Annotated in this window: 14 protein-coding genes and 1 pseudogene; 11 read left to right on the top strand and 4 right to left on the bottom strand. The window is 67.8% G+C overall.

Annotation, left to right across the window (positions count from 1 at the left end):
• The 3 genes from VB716_RS12985 to VB716_RS12975 all read left to right on the top strand — a co-directional run.
• Positions 1-1,238: ATP-dependent DNA helicase (locus VB716_RS12985; RefSeq protein ID WP_323270715.1), on the top strand; the 1,238-nt coding region annotated here is incomplete at its 5' end.
• A 711-nt stretch (positions 1,239-1,949) separates the two neighbouring features.
• Positions 1,950-2,366, top strand: a complete 417-nt coding sequence (locus VB716_RS12980) for a phosphomannose isomerase type II C-terminal cupin domain (RefSeq protein ID WP_197154026.1) — start codon at positions 1,950-1,952, stop codon at positions 2,364-2,366.
• Between the two features lie 374 nt (positions 2,367-2,740).
• Complete coding sequence (locus VB716_RS12975; protein ID WP_416238115.1) at positions 2,741-4,642, top strand: DEAD/DEAH box helicase; 1,902 nt, start codon at positions 2,741-2,743, stop codon at positions 4,640-4,642.
• Positions 4,643-4,788: 146 nt separating this feature from the next.
• Here VB716_RS12975 and VB716_RS12970 read toward each other — a convergent pair whose 3' ends face one another.
• Positions 4,789-4,989 (bottom strand): hypothetical protein, encoded by a 201-nt coding sequence (locus tag VB716_RS12970; protein WP_197154027.1) that lies wholly within the window; start codon positions 4,987-4,989, stop codon positions 4,789-4,791.
• A 302-nt stretch (positions 4,990-5,291) separates the two neighbouring features.
• Here VB716_RS12970 and VB716_RS12965 point away from each other — a divergent pair, with 302 nt between their 5' ends.
• The 8 genes from VB716_RS12965 (at position 5,292) to VB716_RS12930 (ending at position 15,071) form a co-directional block, all read left to right on the top strand.
• Positions 5,292-5,621, top strand: coding sequence for an RNA recognition motif domain-containing protein (locus VB716_RS12965; RefSeq protein ID WP_197154028.1), 330 nt, complete (start codon positions 5,292-5,294; stop codon positions 5,619-5,621).
• Positions 5,622-6,192: 571 nt separating this feature from the next.
• Positions 6,193-7,998, top strand: coding sequence for an ABC transporter ATP-binding protein (locus VB716_RS12960; RefSeq protein WP_322757404.1), 1,806 nt, complete (start codon positions 6,193-6,195; stop codon positions 7,996-7,998).
• Between the two features lie 15 nt (positions 7,999-8,013).
• Positions 8,014-8,955, top strand: coding sequence for an LCP family protein (locus tag VB716_RS12955; protein WP_197154031.1), 942 nt, complete (start codon positions 8,014-8,016; stop codon positions 8,953-8,955).
• Positions 8,956-9,032: 77 nt separating this feature from the next.
• Positions 9,033-10,034: an FUSC family protein gene (locus VB716_RS12950; RefSeq protein WP_322757403.1), complete on the top strand. Its 1,002-nt coding sequence runs from the start codon at positions 9,033-9,035 to the stop codon at positions 10,032-10,034.
• Positions 10,028-11,122, top strand: a complete 1,095-nt coding sequence (locus VB716_RS12945) for an FUSC family protein (protein ID WP_323270714.1) — start codon at positions 10,028-10,030, stop codon at positions 11,120-11,122. Before VB716_RS12950 ends, VB716_RS12945 begins: the two co-directional genes overlap by 7 nt.
• Positions 11,119-12,378 carry a carbohydrate porin gene (locus VB716_RS12940; protein WP_323270712.1) on the top strand — a complete coding sequence of 420 codons (1,260 nt, stop codon included), beginning with the start codon at positions 11,119-11,121 and terminating at the stop codon, positions 12,376-12,378. The genes VB716_RS12945 and VB716_RS12940 overlap by 4 nt, the downstream gene beginning before the upstream one ends.
• Before the next feature lie 69 nt (positions 12,379-12,447).
• A complete protein-coding gene (locus VB716_RS12935) occupies positions 12,448-14,346 on the top strand; it encodes a TolC family protein (RefSeq protein WP_323270711.1) in 1,899 nt (632 codons plus the stop codon).
• 11 nt (positions 14,347-14,357) lie between these two features.
• Positions 14,358-15,071 (top strand): hypothetical protein, encoded by a 714-nt coding sequence (locus VB716_RS12930; RefSeq protein WP_323270709.1) that lies wholly within the window; start codon positions 14,358-14,360, stop codon positions 15,069-15,071.
• Between the two features lie 14 nt (positions 15,072-15,085).
• On the opposite strand, the gene VB716_RS12925 is transcribed toward VB716_RS12930, so the two are convergent.
• From VB716_RS12925 to VB716_RS12915, 3 genes and pseudogenes are all read right to left on the bottom strand, one after another.
• Complete coding sequence (locus VB716_RS12925) at positions 15,086-15,286, bottom strand: hypothetical protein (RefSeq protein WP_323250150.1); 201 nt, start codon at positions 15,284-15,286, stop codon at positions 15,086-15,088.
• A complete protein-coding gene (locus tag VB716_RS12920; protein ID WP_323270708.1) occupies positions 15,283-16,641 on the bottom strand; it encodes an NHLP bacteriocin system secretion protein in 1,359 nt (452 codons plus the stop codon). The genes VB716_RS12925 and VB716_RS12920 overlap by 4 nt, the downstream gene beginning before the upstream one ends.
• A gap of 32 nt (positions 16,642-16,673) precedes the next feature.
• Positions 16,674-17,182 (bottom strand): annotated as a pseudogene (locus VB716_RS12915) (hypothetical protein); the annotation flags it as partial.

Below are 17,182 nucleotides of genomic sequence, written 5' to 3'. Positions count from 1 at the left end.
ACGGCCTGGTGCTGCTGGGCGGCGGCCCCGGCACCGGCAAGACCAGCACCGTGGTTCAGATCCTGGCGGCCCAGCTGAGCCTGCAGCCGGCCCTGCGGATCCAGCTGGCGGCCCCCACCGGCAAGGCCGCGGCCCGGTTGCAGCAGGCGATCGAGGATGGTGCCGGCTGCCTCGCCCCCGATGTGGCCGGCAAGCTGCGCCGCACCCCCTGCGGCACCCTGCATCGGCTGCTGGAGAGCAACGGGGAGCGATTCGGACGACACCGCCACCGGCCCCTGGAGCTGGATCTGCTGGTGGTGGATGAGGTGTCGATGGTGGATCTTCCCCTGATGGAGGCGCTGCTGGACGCCTTGCCGGCCACCTGTCGGCTGGTGCTGGTGGGAGATCCTGCCCAGCTGCCGCCGGTGGGTCCCGGACCGGTACTGCTGGAACTGCAGCGACCGGCACGGCTGAAGGCGCTGGGGGAGGCCGCTGTGCAGCTCACCACCACCTACCGCAACCACGGCGCCATCGCCGAGCTGGCCAACTGGCTGCGCGGCCGGGAAGGCCATGACCCGCAGGCCAGCGGTCTGCAGGGCCTGGCCAGCCAGCTTGAGGCGTGTCGCTCCAGCGGCAATCTGGCGTGGCAACAAGCCAATCCAGTCCGGGGCCTGCCTGCGGCGCTGCTGGAACCCCTGCGCCGCAGGCAGCTGCAGCTGGCCAGCCTGGCCGCCGCCATGGCCAGCTCCAGCCAGCCAACCGATGGGGCCAGTGCTCTGCTGGAGGCGCTGGGGGAGATGCTGATCCTCACGCCGGTGCGCAGGGGGCGTTGGGGAGTGGAAGCGATCCATCAGGCCCTGCTCGGCGACGCCGCCACGGCCGGTCCTGGCGCCTGGCCGCCGGGAACTCCGGTGCTGTGCTGCCGCAATTTGCCCGATCTGGGCCTGGCCAATGGCGATCTGGGCGTGGTGGTGCACAGACGCGGCGGCGCGCGGCGCCTGCTGTTCGCTGCCGCATCAGGCGGCCCAGACCGCGCCGCAGCATCCAACCAAGACCATCTGCGCTGGCTGCATCCGGCCCAGATGGCAGGGGCGGTGGAACCGGCCCTCGCCCTCACCGTGCACAAGGCCCAGGGCAGCGAAGCCGACACGGTGATCGTGCTGCTGCCGGATCCAGAGCGCGACGATCCTCGCCTGCTTTACACCGCCTTGACCCGGGCCCGCCACCAAGCCCTGCTGATCACGGCTCCACTCACCTGAGTCTTTGACCTGACGATCTGATCTGAGTACCTGAGCTGTGTGCCAGCTCTTGCCTGAATACCGATGCTGCACGGGCGTTACACAGCACCACATCGCGCAACCTGTCAACGAAACATGAACGGCCCGCGCGAGCCATTGCCAAGCGATTCATACTTCTCTCAACCGGGAAGGGAGCTATCCCCCAACCGGCGGTTTCAGAGCCCCTGCTCCAATAGTCTCTCCCCCTGGGAGTTCTCCAAATCGATATCAGGATGTTCATCGTCCTGGGCGATTCCTTCCTGCATCCCTGACCCCGCCTTCACCCTCTGTGGCGAACGCGAGCGAGGTGCCCCAAAGGTTCTCGGAGAACCGCCACCTGGACGCCCCGGCCCCAGGCGGCTCTGAAACCACCCCCTTCCAAAGCGTTCCAAGTCCTGAGCCCGAAGGTGCAGCTCAGCTGGATCGCCATCCTTGGTCGAACCCAGGCGGGCTCCCAGGCTCGACCCATCGAGTCTGCTGATGAAGGTCAAGCAGGTTCAGCCGAATTGGAAGATTCAGATGAATCATCCCGGCCTGTTCAGCCCATGCAAGAGCCAGGATGCCGGTGAACGACTCGACTTGCCCAGGCTGGTGATCATTCATCCGCAATCCGCCGATCAACAGCCCATGGCCGTGATCGATTTGAGCTGCTCTTTCCCGCCTGGACCTGATTCTCTGGCTGGACCTCTGCCGATGTCTGGACCCGTATCGGAGTCAGGAACGGCCCTGGACACAGCGGTGTCTGATCGGGCCGTTGTTGAGCCACCGGAGCAGCGTCCCTGGGGCTGGTTCGAGCTTCTGGCGGAAGGGCCCGGCTATCGGGTCAAGCGCCTGCACCTTGATCCGCATCAGCGCCTCAGTCGGCAGCGGCATCAGCATCGCCTGGAGCACTGGCTTGTGGTACTGGGCCAGGGCAGCGTGGAACTGGGTGACGCGCCGCTGAGCAGAACCCAGCCGCTCGAACCGGGCAGCAGCCTGATCATTCCGCCGCTCACGATCCACCGGGCGGCAGCGGGCAGCGAAGGATTGGAGATCATCGAGGTGCAGCGCGGCCCCCTGTTACGGGAAGACGACATTGAGCGCTTTGCCGATGACTACGGTCGCGTGTAAGGTGCAGCCTCACCCTTTGATGAAGGGCGTGGCAGTTCAGGTGAGCTGTCGAACCACAGGACCGGAGCCGGGACCCCCATTCATTCATCCCGATCCGATCAAGCCTCAGTCCGCACAACCCTGCAGCGCAGGAGCCGCCGATCCACGGCAGCCAGCAAGCCGCAGAAGATTGCTGATGTTCGACACCATTTCAAGTTCCAATTCTTGGGTCTCTGCCGGCCTGCGTTGAAGGATTTCCCAGGCCCGGACATCCCGTGACCCCATCTCAAGAAGGCGGCAGCACCCTGTGCGCCGTCACCGGCGTTGACGCCGCCAGCCTGATCGAGGCCAGCTTGGCTGTGGCCGATGACTCGATCGCAACCTCTGCAGAACTGCTGACCAGCGATTTGCCGAGCTCTGCTGAACCCCTCCAAGCCAGCGACAACGCTGACGTTGAAGACCTGAATCACGACAACAGCAATCGCGAAAGCCGTGATGTCAAGCCGGTGACCGCCGCTGCATCCACAGACACCCTGAAGAGCAGCACTACATCGGAGCCTGAGCCTGCGGCACCCTCCGGTTTTGCCAGTTTCGGCTTTGCCTCCGAGCTGCTCGAAACCCTCAGCGCCATCGGCTACGAACAGCCGTCACCGATTCAGGCAGCCGCCATCCCCGAGCTGCTGCTCGGCCGGGATCTGGTGGGTCAGGCCCAGACCGGTACCGGCAAGACGGCCGCCTTCGCCCTCCCCCTGCTGGCCCGTCTCGATCCCGAGCAACGCAAACCCCAGGTCCTGGTGCTGGCCCCCACCCGGGAGCTTGCCATGCAGGTGGCGGATGCCTTCAACACCTACGCCTCCCGCCTGCCCAACGTGCGCGTGCTGGCGGTGTACGGCGGCGCCGACTTCCGCGACCAGATCCAGCAGCTTCGGCGCGGCGTACAGATTGTTGTGGGCACGCCTGGCCGGGTGATGGACCACATGCGCCAGGGAACTCTCGATCTCTCCGGCCTGCGTGCCCTGGTGCTCGACGAAGCCGATGAGATGCTCCGCATGGGCTTCATCGACGACGTGGAGTGGGTGCTGGAGCAACTGCCCAGCGAGCGCCAGGTGGTGCTCTTCTCGGCCACGATGCCGGCCGAGATCCGGCGCATCTCCCACAACTACCTGCGCCAGCCGGCGGAGGTGACGATCCGCACCAAGGCGGCCGACGGCGGCAGAATCCGTCAGCGTTACCTGATGGTGCACGGCCCCCACAAGCTGCCGGTGCTGCAGCGGGTGCTGGAGGCCGAGTCCAGTGAGGGAACGATCATCTTTGCCCGCACCAAGGCGATCACCCTCACCGTGGCTGAGTTTCTCGAAAGCCATGGCTACGAGGTGGCCGTGCTCAACGGCGACGTGCCCCAGGCGCAGCGGGAGCGCACGATCGAGCGGCTCAAGGACGGCCGGGTCGACGTGCTGGTAGCCACCGATGTGGCTGCCCGCGGCCTCGATGTGGAACGCGTCGGCCTGGTGGTGAACTACGACATGCCCTTTGATGGCGAGGCCTACGTGCACCGCATCGGTCGCACTGGCCGGGCGGGCCGCAGCGGCGAGGCGATCCTCTTCCTCACCCCCCGCGAACGGCGCTTCCTCGGAGGCCTGGAGCGGGCCGTGGGCCGTGCCATTGAGCCGATGGAGGTGCCCAGCAACGCCACCATCAACCAGAACCGCCTTGATCGGCTCCGTCAGAAGCTCACCAACGGGCTCACCACTCCGATCGGCACCGAGGAGGAGCGCGCCCTGCTCAGCGAGATCCTGCAACGCGTGGCGCAGGAGCATGAGGTGAGCAGCGACCAGCTGGCCCTGGTGGCTCTGCAGATGAGCCTGGTTGGGAAGCCCTTGCTGCTGCACGGAGACGAGCAGTGGAGCCAGCCCGCGGCCCGCGGCCCCGCCCGCGACAGCCGCAGCGGCAGTCCGCGCGATCGCGATGGCGGCATACGCCGAACGATTGAGCGGCGCCCCGCCGGCCGGGATGGTCGCAGCACCGGAGCCCCCCGCAGCCAGGAGGTCTCCCCCGTGGATGCGGACATGGATCGCTTCCGGATCGAGGTGGGCTGGCGCGATCGCATCAAACCCGGCAACATCGTGGGCGCAATCGCCAATGAAGCCGGCATCGCCGGCAAGATGATCGGCCGGATCCACATCTTCGACGCCCATAGCACTGTGGATCTGCCCAAAGGCATGCCCGAAGACGTGTTCGAAAATCTGCGCCGGCTGCGGGTGATGAACCGCGAGCTGCAGATCACCAAGCTCTCCTGAGCCTGAAGCGATCCACCGCAGCCCCCTGCGTCTTGAAGCCGCTGCTAACCGCAGCGGCTTTTTTCATGGTCAGGAGGTCGTGACGATCACCGCTCCAGGGGGAGGCTTCCCTCGGCAAGGGCACTGACCTCACGCCGGCACAGTGCTCAGGCACACGAGCGGGTGACATCGACACTGGACAGCACGCTGAGCTCGGTCACGGACAGCCGCTCGACAGCGGCAATCAGGGAGGGCTGGACCTCGCTGGTCTCGACACAGACCAGGCTCTGCAGCAGGTCAAAGCGGTCCTGGGCAGCGAGCTCACCGTCATCGCTCCACGCCAGGCTCCAGGGGACAGGGCATGCCATAGGACTAATGGGAACTGGATCAGGGTTCGCTGACAATGGGACAGGACCGGGGATCGATGGCCGTTCTTCAGGATCCCTTCGCAAGTTCTTCACGCTTCTCCATCCCGCTCAAGGGGAGATCAGCGATGGGACCTCCGAGTAGGCTGATGGAGATTCATTGATGTCCAGGCTCCCCTCGGCGCGCTCAGCAGGGTTGGACCGCACGGCCTTTCCAAACGGCTCCGGTACGGACTCCTGGCTCTCAAGGGCCTTCCCAGGGACACACGGCTATCTGCGGATCAGTTCCAGGTCCAGTTCATTGAATGACTATCTACGTCGGCAATCTCTCGTTCCAGGCTGAACGGGAGGATCTCCTTGATCTCTTCGGTCAATACGGAGAGGTGCGCAACTGCAGCCTGCCCCTTGATCGGGAAACCGGCCGCAAACGTGGCTTCGCTTTCGTTGAGCTCAGCGACGATGCCGCTGAGCAGAAAGCCATCGACGACCTGCAGGACGTCGAGTGGATGGGCCGCATGATCCGCGTCAACAAAGCCACGCCACGGGAAGGCGGTGGTGGTGGCGGTGCACGGGGTGGCAATCGTGCTGGAGGAGGTGGCGGTGGCTACGGCGGAGGTAGCGGAAACCGCTGGTGAAGCGACTGGAATCCGATGGCGCCCCAAGGGATCAGGCCCATTGGTGCTGTCCTGACGCCTAACGATGGGATAAGTCGCTCTGCACCCTTCGCACCTCTGCGATCCAAACAAAAACCCCTTGGTGCATTGCGCTCCAAGGGGTTCTAATCGGTTGGATCACGACGACGAAGATGATCCCGGTGCCATCAGGTGGATCAGGCCAACGATCAAGCTTCAGGAACGGACTCCGTTGTCTGATCGTGCCTTGAGGCACGGATTGATCGTCACAAGCGTGGCAGCGTCAGATTTCCAGGAGTTCAGTTTGAGCAGTCTCAAGCTCATCGAGTTGATCGACCTGCCAGGCACGGCGACGCAACTCAGCTCCTGGGCAAGGTGCAATCGGTTGGCCCTCAAGGCTCTCAGGAAGTGCCGCCCGCAGATGATGGCGACGAACCTTGGCTGTCCAACGATGGAATCGATTGAAAGCGCGTGAACGGGTCATGAACATCTCCCTTCTGGGATGTCGTCGTTCTACCCCCGGTGCACCGCTACAAACCGTTCCTAGCAAACATCTTCACCGCCAACCCGTCGCATGCGGCCAGCCACCGGCTCCACCCCTGCCCTGAAGCGCCTGCTGCGCACCCTGCGTCCCCATCGGCGGCAGGTCTGGCTGGCGGCGACCTGCTCGGTGCTCAATAAACTCTTTGACCTGGCTCCACCGGTGCTGATCGCCTTGGCGGTCGATGTGGTGGTGAAACAGCAGAACTCCTGGCTGGCCGATCTGGGCGTGGTCTCGGTTCCGGGCCAGCTGGCCGTGCTGGCCGTGCTGTCATTCCTGATCTGGACCGCCGAATCCCTGTTCGAATACCTCTACGGCCTGCTCTGGCGCAACCTGGCCCAGACCGTGCAGCACGAACTGCGCCTGGAGGCCTACGACCATCTCCAGCGCCTCGAGATGGCCTTTTTCGAGGCGGGCAGCAGCGGACGGTTGCTGACGATCCTCAACGACGACATCAACCAGCTGGAGCGCTTCCTCGATCACGGTGCCAATGAGATCCTGCAGCTGATCACCACCGTGCTGGCCGTGGGCGGGGCGATGGTGTGGATCTCACCGGGTGTGGCTGGGGTGTCGTTTCTTCCGGTGCCGGTGATCCTCTGGGGCTCCCTGGGGTATCAGCATCGCCTCGCTCCCCGCTACCAGGAGGTGCGCGAGCGGGCCGGCGATCTGGCCAGCCGCCTGGCCACCAATCTGGGCGGCATGCTCACGATCAAGAGCTACGTGGCCGAGGGCTGGGAGAACGATCGCCTGCGTCAGCAGAGCGAGGCCTACCGCCAGAGCAACCGCCGCGCCATTCGCTTCTCGGCCGGCTTCGTGCCGCTGATCCGTTTCGCCATCCTGTTCGCCTTCCTGGCGATCCTGGTGGTCGGCGGGCTGCAGGTGTGGCGCGGAACCCTCGGAGTGGCGCCCTACACCTTCCTGGTGTACATCACCCAGCGTCTGCTGTGGCCCCTCACCACCCTGGGCCGCACCCTCGACGATTATCAGCGGGGCATGGCGTCGACCAACCGGGTGCTGGATCTGCTCGACACGCCGATCGCCATCCCCGGTGGTGATGGCCACTTGCCACGCTCCCGGGTGCGGGGCGAGATCCGCTTCGAGGCGGTGGGCTTCGCTTACCACGATCGCCCGCCGATTCTGCAGAACTTCAACCTGCAGGTACCGGCAGGATCCACCCTGGGCATCGTGGGCGCCACCGGCTCAGGCAAGAGCACCATCGTGAAGCTGCTGCTGCGTCTCTACGAACAACAGCAGGGCCAGATCCTGCTCGATGGGATCCCGATCCAGACCCTGCGGCTCGATGACCTGCGTCACGCCATCGGTCTGGTCAGCCAGGAGGTGTTCCTCTTCCATGGCTCGGTGGCCGAGAACATCGCCTACGGCAGCTTCGACGCATCCCGCAGCGCCATCGAACGCGCCGCTGCCCTGGCCGAGGCCGCGCCCTTCATCGCCGCCCTGCCCCACGGCTACGACACGGTGGTGGGGGAGCGGGGCCAGCGGCTCTCCGGAGGCCAGCGCCAGCGCATCGCCCTGGCCCGCGCCATCCTCAAGAATCCTCCGGTGCTGATCCTCGATGAGGCCACCGCCGCCGTGGACAACGACACCGAAGCGGCCATCCAGCGCTCGCTTGTGCGGCTCACGGCGGATCGCACCACTCTGGTGATCGCCCACCGCCTCAGCACGGTGCGCCATGCCGATCGCATCGTGGTGCTGGAGCAGGGCCAGATCGTGGAAAGCGGCACCCATGAGCACCTGATCGCCGCCGCCGGTGCCTACGCCGGCCTCTGGCGTGTCCAGGCCGGTCTCCTGCCGGACGAGCCCCTGCGGTTCGATGCCTGACATAAGTTTTCCAACATGAAGACATCTGCGGCGCAGCGCCGTCCCAAGAGAGGTCAGCGCGGGCCCGTCACTGTGGCCGTGGTGCTGGGCCTCAGTGGCGGTCTGCTGCTCGCCGGTCCCCTGAGTCGCTGGCTGTCCATCGAGAATCACATCGAGGACAAGCGCATCACCAACCCCTTTGCGGGCTGGGCCAATTTCGGTCATCAGGATGTGCTGTTGCTGGGTACGGATGTCGGTGGTGGCAACACCGACGTGATGGCGGTTCTGCGGGTGGAGAACGGTGTGACCCGCATCATCCAGGTGCCACGTGACAGCTACATCGAGACGGTGGAGTACGGCGGCGTCAAGGCCAACGCCCTTTACAGCCTGGGGGGCGCCGATCTGGTGAAACAGGAACTCTCCAGCCGCATGGGACGGCCGATCAGCCATCTGGTCAAGGTGAATCTCTCCTCGATCCGGCGCATGGCCGATGTGCTCGGCGGCATCGAAGTGGACGTGCCCAAGAGGCTGTACTACGTGGACAACAGCCAGGGGCTACATATCGACCTCCAGCCCGGTCTGCAGACCCTCAAGGGTCGGGACCTGGAGGGATTCCTGCGCTGGCGCCACGATGAGATGGGCGACATCGGCCGGCTGGAGCGTCAGCAGCTGGCCCTCAAAGCCCTGTTCCGCAAGCTCACCCGACCGGAGAACCTGGTGCGGCTGCCGGCCATCCTGGCTGCCGCCGGCAAGGATCTTCATACCGATCTGGGGCCCATGGAGATGGGTGGACTGATCACGGCGATGGGCATGACCAGCCTGGAAACCGAACGGCTGGACGGCCGCCCCTTCTACCGGGACGGCATCAGCTACTGGGATGCCACCTGGCCGCAGGCCGAGCCCGGCGCCGAGGGAAGCAAGGCCGCTGACAATGGCGAGACCAATCCGCAGGACGATCGCTACCGCTTCCTGTTCTGAGACCTGACCACTTCTGAGGCCTGAGCGCGGGCCATAGGCTGAGCCGGTCATCCCTGCTGCGGCAGCTGCGCGCCCCCGTGTCTTCCCCGCTGCTGCACAACAGCCTCAAGCTGGGGATCTCGGCCACGATCACCGCTGCCGCAGCCCTGTGGTGGGAGCGGATCGAGTTCGTCTGGTATCCGCTGATGGCGGTGATCGTCGTGGTCGACGACAACGACGACCAGACCGTGCACGCGGCCACGTCCCGCATTCTCGGCACCGTCACCGGCGGGCTGATCACCTTTCTGGTGCACACGATCCTGTCGGGCTGGATTGGAGTGCTGGTGTCGCTGCTGCTGATGGTGCCGGTGCTGCGGATGCTGGGCTGGCAGAGCTCCCTCGGCACTGCCGGCCTGGTGAGCGTGATGTTCCTGATGATTCCCGACCACGTGCTCCTCAACTGGAACTACGTGTTCAACCGCGCCCTTGACACGGCCCTGGGCTGCGTGATTGCCATTCTGGTGGGATTGCTGTTCTGGCCCCGCCAGGGCCTCAGGGAACTGCAGGAGATCGAAGACAGGCTCTGGGAGCAGTTGAGGTGCCAGCTGGAGGAGCATCGCCGCTGGCTGATCGAGCTCGCCCCAGCGCCACCGCCCCTGCCGCCGGCCGACTTCACCGAGACCTGGCTGCGCATGAGTCAGCTCACCCAGGAGCAGATGCGCGGTCCCCGGCGTCGCTGGCTGCTGCGCCGGCGCTGGCGCCAACGACTCAACCTCTGGCAGACCCTCGGCCACCACTGGGTTCAGTGGGAGCGTCTGCTCTCCAACCTGCCGCCAGCAACGCCGCCTTCCGAGACGGACCCGGCCATCACAGGCCCCTATCCCCTGCGCCAGGTGCTGGCCGACCTGGCCGCCGCCCTGGAGGGGAGCAGGGCACACCCTGTGCCCCCCCGCCCCGAGCTCTGGCAGGAGGCGGCCCTGCGCGACGGGCGGCCCCTGCTGCAGTTGCTGGCCCTGGCCGAAGAACAGCAACGACTGCTCTCCACCGTTGAGACCCTGGCGCGGCTGCGCCGGCTCGACCCCCCCACCGTTCCATGCTGATCCGCCGCGACGAGCTGCGTCTGGTGGTGACCACCGGGCTGACCAACGCCCTCGGACTGCTGGCACCCCTGGGCTTCGGGTTCTACGCCACCCTGGCGGTGCTGGCGGTGGGCACCGGCACCTATGGCAACTCCCTGAGGCTCGGCCGCCAGCGGCTGCTCGGCACCCTGCTGGGAGCGGCCGTGCTGGTGGTGACCAAGGAGTGCCTCCGGGAGCTGCCCCTTGCTCTCGCCCTCGGCCTGGCCCTGGGCCTGTTGCGCGCCCTGGGGGAGTGGCTGGGGCTGCGGGTGGGCTACAAGGTGGGCGGCCTGGTGCTGGTGATGGGCTGGCTGGTCCACGGCGATGACCTCGACTGGTGGATCCCGCTGCGGCTGTTCTGGACCTGTGTCGGCATCCTCATGGCCCTGCTGAGCCTGCGGTTGTTCTGGCCCAGCCAGGCGGTGACGCAGACCCGCAGTCAGTGGAACGTCCTGCTGGGATCTCTGGCGGAGGGTCTGGAGGCGGCGGCTGCACAGCTGTATCTGAGCGGGGCCACGGCGAAGCAAGGCCACGCCGCGAAGCCAACCAGCGCAGCCACACCCACCACCCAAGCCGATCCACAGCATCGACGCACGGTGGAGCTGCGCCGCCAGCTGGGGCTGCTGCGCCGCGGCCGCCCCATGGTGGAGGCCGAGCTGGGCGACCATCCCAGCCGCCATCCCCTGCTGCGGGGGTTCTCCCTGCTGGAGGACGCCTGCTCCAGCCTGATCGGCGCCCTCGACACCCTCGAGCGCCAGCCCCCTCCCCTTGGCCAGGTGGCCTCCCTGGCGGCCCTGCGCCTGGCGGAGGCGGAACTGCTCGAAGCCGCCGCCACCCAGCTGGGGCAGTGGAGCCGGATCGTGCTCCAGCCGGGGGAATCGCTCAGGCCCCCGCCGCCCTTCCAGGCCCCGGCCAGCTGGAGCGTGGCCGATCACTGGCTGCGCGATCCCAGCTTCGCCGCCATGGATCTGGGCCGGCTGCAGCGGATCGCCCGGCGGCTGATGGCCTGCCAGCAGGTGCTCTCCTGCCTGCTGCACTGCGAAACCCGCTGGCGGCAGCTGGTGCCATGAAGCGAGTCCGCCCCTGGGGAGCCCTGGGTGCGGCGATGGCGCTGCTGATGGCGCCGACCCTGGCGGAACCGTTGCCCGAAGCTCCTGATCCTGCGGCCCCCAGTCCTGGATCCACGGAAGCCACGCCTGAACCAACGGGCTGGGGCAGCCTGCAGGAGTGGCTGGGGCTGCCGGAATGGCTGCAGCTGCAGCTGGAGATCCAGGCCGAACCCATGGCTAATCCCGTCGGGGGCAAGGCCTCCCGGGCCAGCTGGATCCAGCAATCCACCCTGCAGATCGTCATCCTTCCCTGGCGGCAGTCCGGCTCCGAGGCGAGCCGCTGGTCGATGCGGACTGATCTGACCTTCATCAACGGCAACCCCAACTACGCCGAATCCATCGGCGCGGTGATTCCCCTGCAGCAGCTCGCCGATCCGCCGGGGTTCTGGCTCAGCGCCGCCGAGATCCGGCGCGAGACCCTCCCAGGCTCCTGGGGCCTGCGGGCCGGCCTGCTCTCGCTCGATCCAGAGTTCTTCACCGCACCGCTGGCCAGCTACTACGTCCATGGGTCCCTGAACACGGCCCCCGGTCTCGGCACCGCCGACTTCCCCGTGGCCCCCCTGCATGCCCCGGGCGCCGTGCTGAGCCTCCGCCCCTCCGAGGAGCTGCGACTGGACGTGGCCGGCTTCGATCTGACAGCCATGGCCGCCCAGGTGCGTCGGTTCGGGATCGAAGGATCCATGGCAGGGCCGGGGGGCTGGCTGCAGATGGTGCAGCTGGAACTCACGCCCGACTGGCTGAAGCCAACCAGCCTGCCCCCAGCGCTGCCCCCATCCACGCCGCTGCGGCTGCCGCCGGGGTCACTGCAACTGGGCGGCTACCTCGGCAGCGGCCCCAACCGCGGCCTCTACAGCAGCCTCAGCCTGCCGGTGGGCAGCGGGCCCGGCAGCGATCGACGGCTCTGGTTCGCGGCCACCCTCGGTCTGGATCCGGCCTTCAATTCCATCCGCACCAACCTCAGCACCGGCGTGGTGGTGCTGGGCCCCTTCCCGGGGCGCCCCCGGGATGTGCTGGCCCTGGGGATGGCCCGCACCGGCTTCAGCCCCGGACTCCAGCCGCCGCTGGGCCAGGAGGGGGTGGTGGAGCTGGGCTATCAGCTTCGCCTGAACGACAACCTCAATCTCCAGCCCACCCTGCAGTGGATCGTCAATCCGGGCGCTCGCGGGGCCTGGCCAGGCATCCTCTCGAGCGGCCTGCAGGTCACCCTGACCTTCTGAGCCGGGTCCACCAGATTGGCTGCCATCAGACTTGCATCCATCAGGCTTGCAGCGTTCAGACTGACGCCGATGAGACTGGCGCCGATCAGACGGGACGAATCGGAGCGGATGGGCAGGAGCCGAGGTGGCCGGCAGGGCAACCGCAAGCTGAACCACGTGCCGCTGCTCGGCCTGCTGCTGCTGCCGGCGATGGCCGTATGGCCCGGCCAGCCGGGGCTGCTCGCCCCCAGCCAGGCCCAGACCAACCGGTCGACGTCGCTGCCCGAGGGATCCACCGAGCCGTTGGAGCGCAGCTGGCGGGAACTCGACCAGCAGCTGCGCACCCTCGACACCTTGCTGCCGCAAGAGCAAGAGGCACCAGCCGCCGCAGATGACGCCACCCCACCCCTGCCGCAGACCCTGCTGGCACCCAACCGCGAGGCCTCCGGGCCCCTGCCGGCGGAACTGGACGCGCCCGCGCCCCTGAGCCTGCCCACGGCTGAGCAGCTGCGGCGGGGTTCGATCCAGGGCCTGAGCCTGGAGCAGGCCCTGGCGATGGCCTTTCGGGGCAGCGCCGAACTGCAGGGCCAGCGCGAGCAGGTGGCAGCGGCCCTGGCGGAGCTGCAGGCGGCCCTGGGCACCTACTGGCCCCGGATCAGTGCGGTGGCCAGCGGCGGCAGCAGCCAGAGCGGGACCAGCTTCTATTCCCCCGTGGGCAACACCAGGCTGGGTTTCGGGCCGCAGTTCTCGACCAATGGTCTGGCCACGGCGACGGGCCAGCCGACCGGCGGTGCCCTGACGGTGCCCACCGGCGGCGGCGCCTACCTGAATGAATCGGTGAACAGCGTTCAGGCAGGCCTGGAACTGCAGTACGCGCTGCTCGATTTCGCCCGCACGCCCCAGGTGAGAGCCGCCCGGGCCCGCCTGCAGCAGAGCCGCCAGGCCTACGCGAACGACCTGCGCCGGTTGCAGCTGCAGGTGAGTGAGGCCTACTACCAGCTGCAGCAGGCCGACCAGCTGGTGCGCATCCGCGACGCCACGGTGCGCAACGACCTGGTGATCCTTCAGGACGCCCTTGATCTCAAGCAGGCGGGCCTTGTGCCGCGGCTGGATGTGCTGCGCCGCCGCGCCATCGAGGCCAGCGACCAGGAGCTGCTGATCCAGGCGTTGGCCGACCGGGCCGTGGCCCGGCGCCAGCTCGGCGTGGTGCTCAACCTGCCGCCGGAGGTGACCCCCAGCGCTTCCGATCCGATCCAGGTGCAACCCCGCTGGCCCCTCGACCTGGAGGCCAGCCTGCTGGCCGCGTACCGCGACAACCCGGAACTGGAGGCGGTGCTGGCCACCCGCGAGGCCCTGGCCCGGGAGAAGGACGCGGCCGCCGCCGCCCTGCTGCCGACCCTGTCGCTGTTCGCCGCCGCCGGCGGCTACGGCGCCAACACCAATCAGTTCGACATCAGCGTCAGTGGCGGCGGCTGCTGCGGTGGCACGGTCATCCCCGTGCTGAACACCAGCGGCTACGACTGGTCGATCGGACTCACCCTGCGCTGGCTGCTCTTTGATGGCGGCACCACCGCCGCACGGGTGCGGAGCCTGGCCCGCCGGGAAGCCGCCGCGGCCCAGCAGTTCGCCGCCCGCCGCAATGACATCCGCCTGCGGCTGGAGCAGGCCTTCTTCAACCACGAGGCCAGCCTCGCCAAGCTGAGCTCCGCCCGCCGCGGCGTGGCGGCCGCCATGGAGGCCTTCCGCGATGTGCGGTTGCGCTACCGCACCGGCCTCTCCAACGAGGTGGATCTGTCGATCACCCAGGAGCGGCTGATCAACAGCCTGGTGCAGCGGCTCAATGCCACCGTGAACGTGAACCTCACCTACGCCAGGCTGCTGCGGGAACTGCTGCCGGTCTCCCGCGATCCCGAGGCGCCCTATGCCCCTGAGCTGCAGCTCACTGAGCTGCACCTGAGCGAGCAGCGACCCTCGCCCCCCGGGCCCTGACCGGAGCCGCCATGCCCTTCACCCACGAGCAGATCCAGAGGCTGCGGCACCGCCATCGGGGCTACATCCTCACCCTTGCCACCGAGGTGCTGCTGATTCTGCTGCTGCCGCTCTGTCAGTCGCAGGTCTGGCTGCTCTCGCTGCTGCTGATCAGCCTGGCGGTGGTGCTGATCACGACGGTGACGCGGTATTCGCCCCTGGTCAGCACGCGGCCGCTGGTCTATGGGCTCGGCGGCGTGGCGATCGCTCTGGAGGGGGTGTGGCATCTGGCCCTGGCCTTCGATCCACCGCTGGGGCGGATCGTCACGGTGCCGCATGTGATCGCCTGGCTGCTGTTCTTTCTGCTGGCGCTGATGCGCAAGGTGAAGACCCTGGTGCGCGAGCCCTTCGTGACCCTGGCCGTGGTGATGGGAGCCACCTCCGGCTATCTGCTGGTCGGCATCGCCGGCGGCGTGATGCTGGTCGCCCTGTGGGTGCTGCATCCGGGCGCCTTCGCCATCTCCGCCCTGCCGCTGCTGAACCAGCACAACGCCGACGCTGTGGCGATGGCACCGGCCCTGATGGCGGCCTCCTTCGCGATCCTCACCACTGTGGGCTCGGGTGTGCTCCGCAGCGCCAGCGTGACCGGGCAGGTGATCACCGTGGTGATCACCATCGCGGGCCAGCTCTACATCGCCATCCTGATCGCCCTCATCCTGGGCCGCTTCCACAGACGGACAGGCTGAGTCACGGACCTGGCTCAGTCCCGATCCGATCGAGATGACCACCAGCGCTCGATCCGGTACCCCAGGATCACCAGCAGCACCACCAGCCAGAACCAGAGTTCCGGCGGGTTGGCGTTGAAGAGCACCACCAGCAGCACCACCTCGCTGGCCAGCCAGGGCAGTTCCTGCTGGAGCAGCCCGTTGCGCAGAAGAGGGCGGCGGGGGGAGGGGGTCATGGCAGGGTGTCGGGCTGGCGCAGGAAGGGCAGGTTCCAGCGCCGGTCCATGCCCTGGCTGCGATAGCCACCGGTGATCGAGCGCAGGCCGGGAATCAGGTAGCTGATCGGTGTGCGCCACTCCACGTAGGCGTGGCTGGCGATGGTGAGCCCGTCCCGCACCGGAAACACGCCACTGCCGCGCGAGAGGGTCCAGCGGTAGCCGTCGAGGCTGCTGGGATCGCGCTCCAGGGCGATCTCGGCCCGCATCACGGGTCCTTTGCTGACCAGCTCCTGGGCCAGCTGGGGGTTGCCGATCGTGGTGGAGATGTCCTCCTCGGTGGCGGGCAGGGTGAGCACCTGGCTGACTTTGCCCACGATCCCGCCGAAGCGCCCGCGCTGGTTCCAGAGGGGCACCACCTCCACCGGCAGTCCCGGGGGGAGCCGCCGGGCATCGGCCGGGGCGAAGAAGGCCACGGCCCGCAGGGGGGCCTCGTGGGCGGTGGGGGCGGCGGCTCGCCCCAGGGTGCCCAGCCGCTGGCCGGTGCTCACGGTCTGGCCCTCGATCACCTGCAGATCCAGCAGCCTGCCGTCGCGCTGGGCCACCACCTTGCCGTCGAAGGCGATGCGGGCCTCGGTGACCCGCACCTGGCGCTTCAGATCGTCGATCTGGTAGCGACGCTGCAGTGCCTGGGTGTCGATCGTGAGCTTCACCTGCTCATAGCTGGTGAGCACCTCCTTCTCCTGGGTGCGGGTGGCATCGAGATTGACGCTGGTGGTGGTGAAGCCCTGTTCGGCACCCACCACCTCACTCGAGAGCGGCGCCACCACCTGCCGCTGGCTGAGCCAGCGCAGGTTGCGCAGCTTGTCGGCATAGGTGGCCTGCAGGGCCTCGAAGCGGTCGCGGTCGTCGGCGAGCTTGGCCAGGGCCGTGTCGACACTCAGCCGCTCGGTGGCCAGCCGCAGCCGGTCCCGTTGATCGAGTTCACGGTTCTGCAGCTCGAGCTGGGCCAGATTCCCCTTCTGCTGCTGCAGTTCCTTCTCCAGCACCGGCAGGTAGAGCTCCATCAGCACCTGGCCCCGGCTCACCCGATCCCCCACCTGCACGAAGATCTGCCGCACCTGGCCGCCGGAGCGGGCATTGAGCAGGCCGGCGTTGTTCGGATAGACGAGCACCCCCTGCCCCGTCACCTCGGTGGGCACCGGCCAGAACAGGGCCCAGCACCCCAGCGCGCCAGCCACGGCCGCCAGGCACACCCCCACCTGGTCGTGATCACTCAGGCCCGCCCAGCGGTGGGGCAGCGAGCGCACCCCCCGGCCTGCGGACGGCACGGGGCCTGGTGGGGGCGCACCGGAGTCGGGGCTGGTGATCGTCATGGCGGCCAGCTTGCTGGATCCAGGCAGCTCTGTCAGCCGGGCTTCGGTCTGGAGGCTGCCAGGGCCATGGCCTGGGCCAGCCGCGGCGCCAGTACCGGCACCTGGGCGAAGGCACCGCTGAACCCGGTGAAGGCCCAGAGTCCCGGTGCCGCATCGATCGGGCCCGCCAGAGGGATTCCGTCGTCGCAGAAGGTCACCGGCACCTGCCGGTACGGCCCGGCGAGGCTCCCCAGGCTCCTCTCCAGCTGGCTGAGGCCCTGGCGCAGGCGCTCCTCCATCCAGGCCGGATCAGGGGGCTCCGCCTGGCGTGCCAGCGGGCGAACCAGGCTGATCTGCCCCACCAGCACCCCCTGCCCCCAGGGTGCCAGCCCGGCATCGACGATCCAGGCCTCCTGCTGCAACGTCGCCGCCTGCTGCTCCAGGCCCCGGCGGCGCCAGTGACGCGGCTGCACCAGGCGCCCGCGCCGTCCCTGCTCCAACCAGCGACTACCGGCAGGGGGCCGGCCAGCGGGCATCGTCTCGAGGGCCAGCACCCCGGCCC

The sequence above is a fragment of the Synechococcus sp. CCY9201 genome, assembly GCF_034931105.1.
Taxonomy (GTDB): Bacteria; Cyanobacteriota; Cyanobacteriia; order PCC-6307; family Cyanobiaceae; genus CBW1002.
The sequence above is the reverse complement of the archived record's forward strand: the minus strand, read 5'-3'. Positions and strand labels throughout refer to the sequence as shown.

Excerpts from the sequence above, each read along its gene's own strand:
- VB716_RS12965 (WP_197154028.1), top strand. The coding sequence starts at position 5,292 with ATGACTATCTACGTCGGCAATCTCTCGTTCCAGGCTGAACGGGAGGAT.
- VB716_RS12930 (WP_323270709.1), top strand. The coding sequence starts at position 14,358 with ATGCCCTTCACCCACGAGCAGATCCAGAGGCTGCGGCACCGCCATCGG.
- VB716_RS12945 (WP_323270714.1), top strand. The coding sequence starts at position 10,028 with ATGCTGATCCGCCGCGACGAGCTGCGTCTGGTGGTGACCACCGGGCTG.
- VB716_RS12920 (WP_323270708.1), bottom strand. The coding sequence starts at position 16,641 with ATGACGATCACCAGCCCCGACTCCGGTGCGCCCCCACCAGGCCCCGTG.
- VB716_RS12925 (WP_323250150.1), bottom strand. The coding sequence starts at position 15,286 with ATGACCCCCTCCCCCCGCCGCCCTCTTCTGCGCAACGGGCTGCTCCAG.
- VB716_RS12970 (WP_197154027.1), bottom strand. The coding sequence starts at position 4,989 with ATGGCATGCCCTGTCCCCTGGAGCCTGGCGTGGAGCGATGACGGTGAG.
- VB716_RS12955 (WP_197154031.1), top strand. The coding sequence starts at position 8,014 with ATGAAGACATCTGCGGCGCAGCGCCGTCCCAAGAGAGGTCAGCGCGGG.
- VB716_RS12935 (WP_323270711.1), top strand. The coding sequence starts at position 12,448 with ATGAGACTGGCGCCGATCAGACGGGACGAATCGGAGCGGATGGGCAGG.
- VB716_RS12980 (WP_197154026.1), top strand. The coding sequence starts at position 1,950 with ATGTCTGGACCCGTATCGGAGTCAGGAACGGCCCTGGACACAGCGGTG.
- VB716_RS12960 (WP_322757404.1), top strand. The coding sequence starts at position 6,193 with ATGCGGCCAGCCACCGGCTCCACCCCTGCCCTGAAGCGCCTGCTGCGC.
- VB716_RS12940 (WP_323270712.1), top strand. The coding sequence starts at position 11,119 with ATGAAGCGAGTCCGCCCCTGGGGAGCCCTGGGTGCGGCGATGGCGCTG.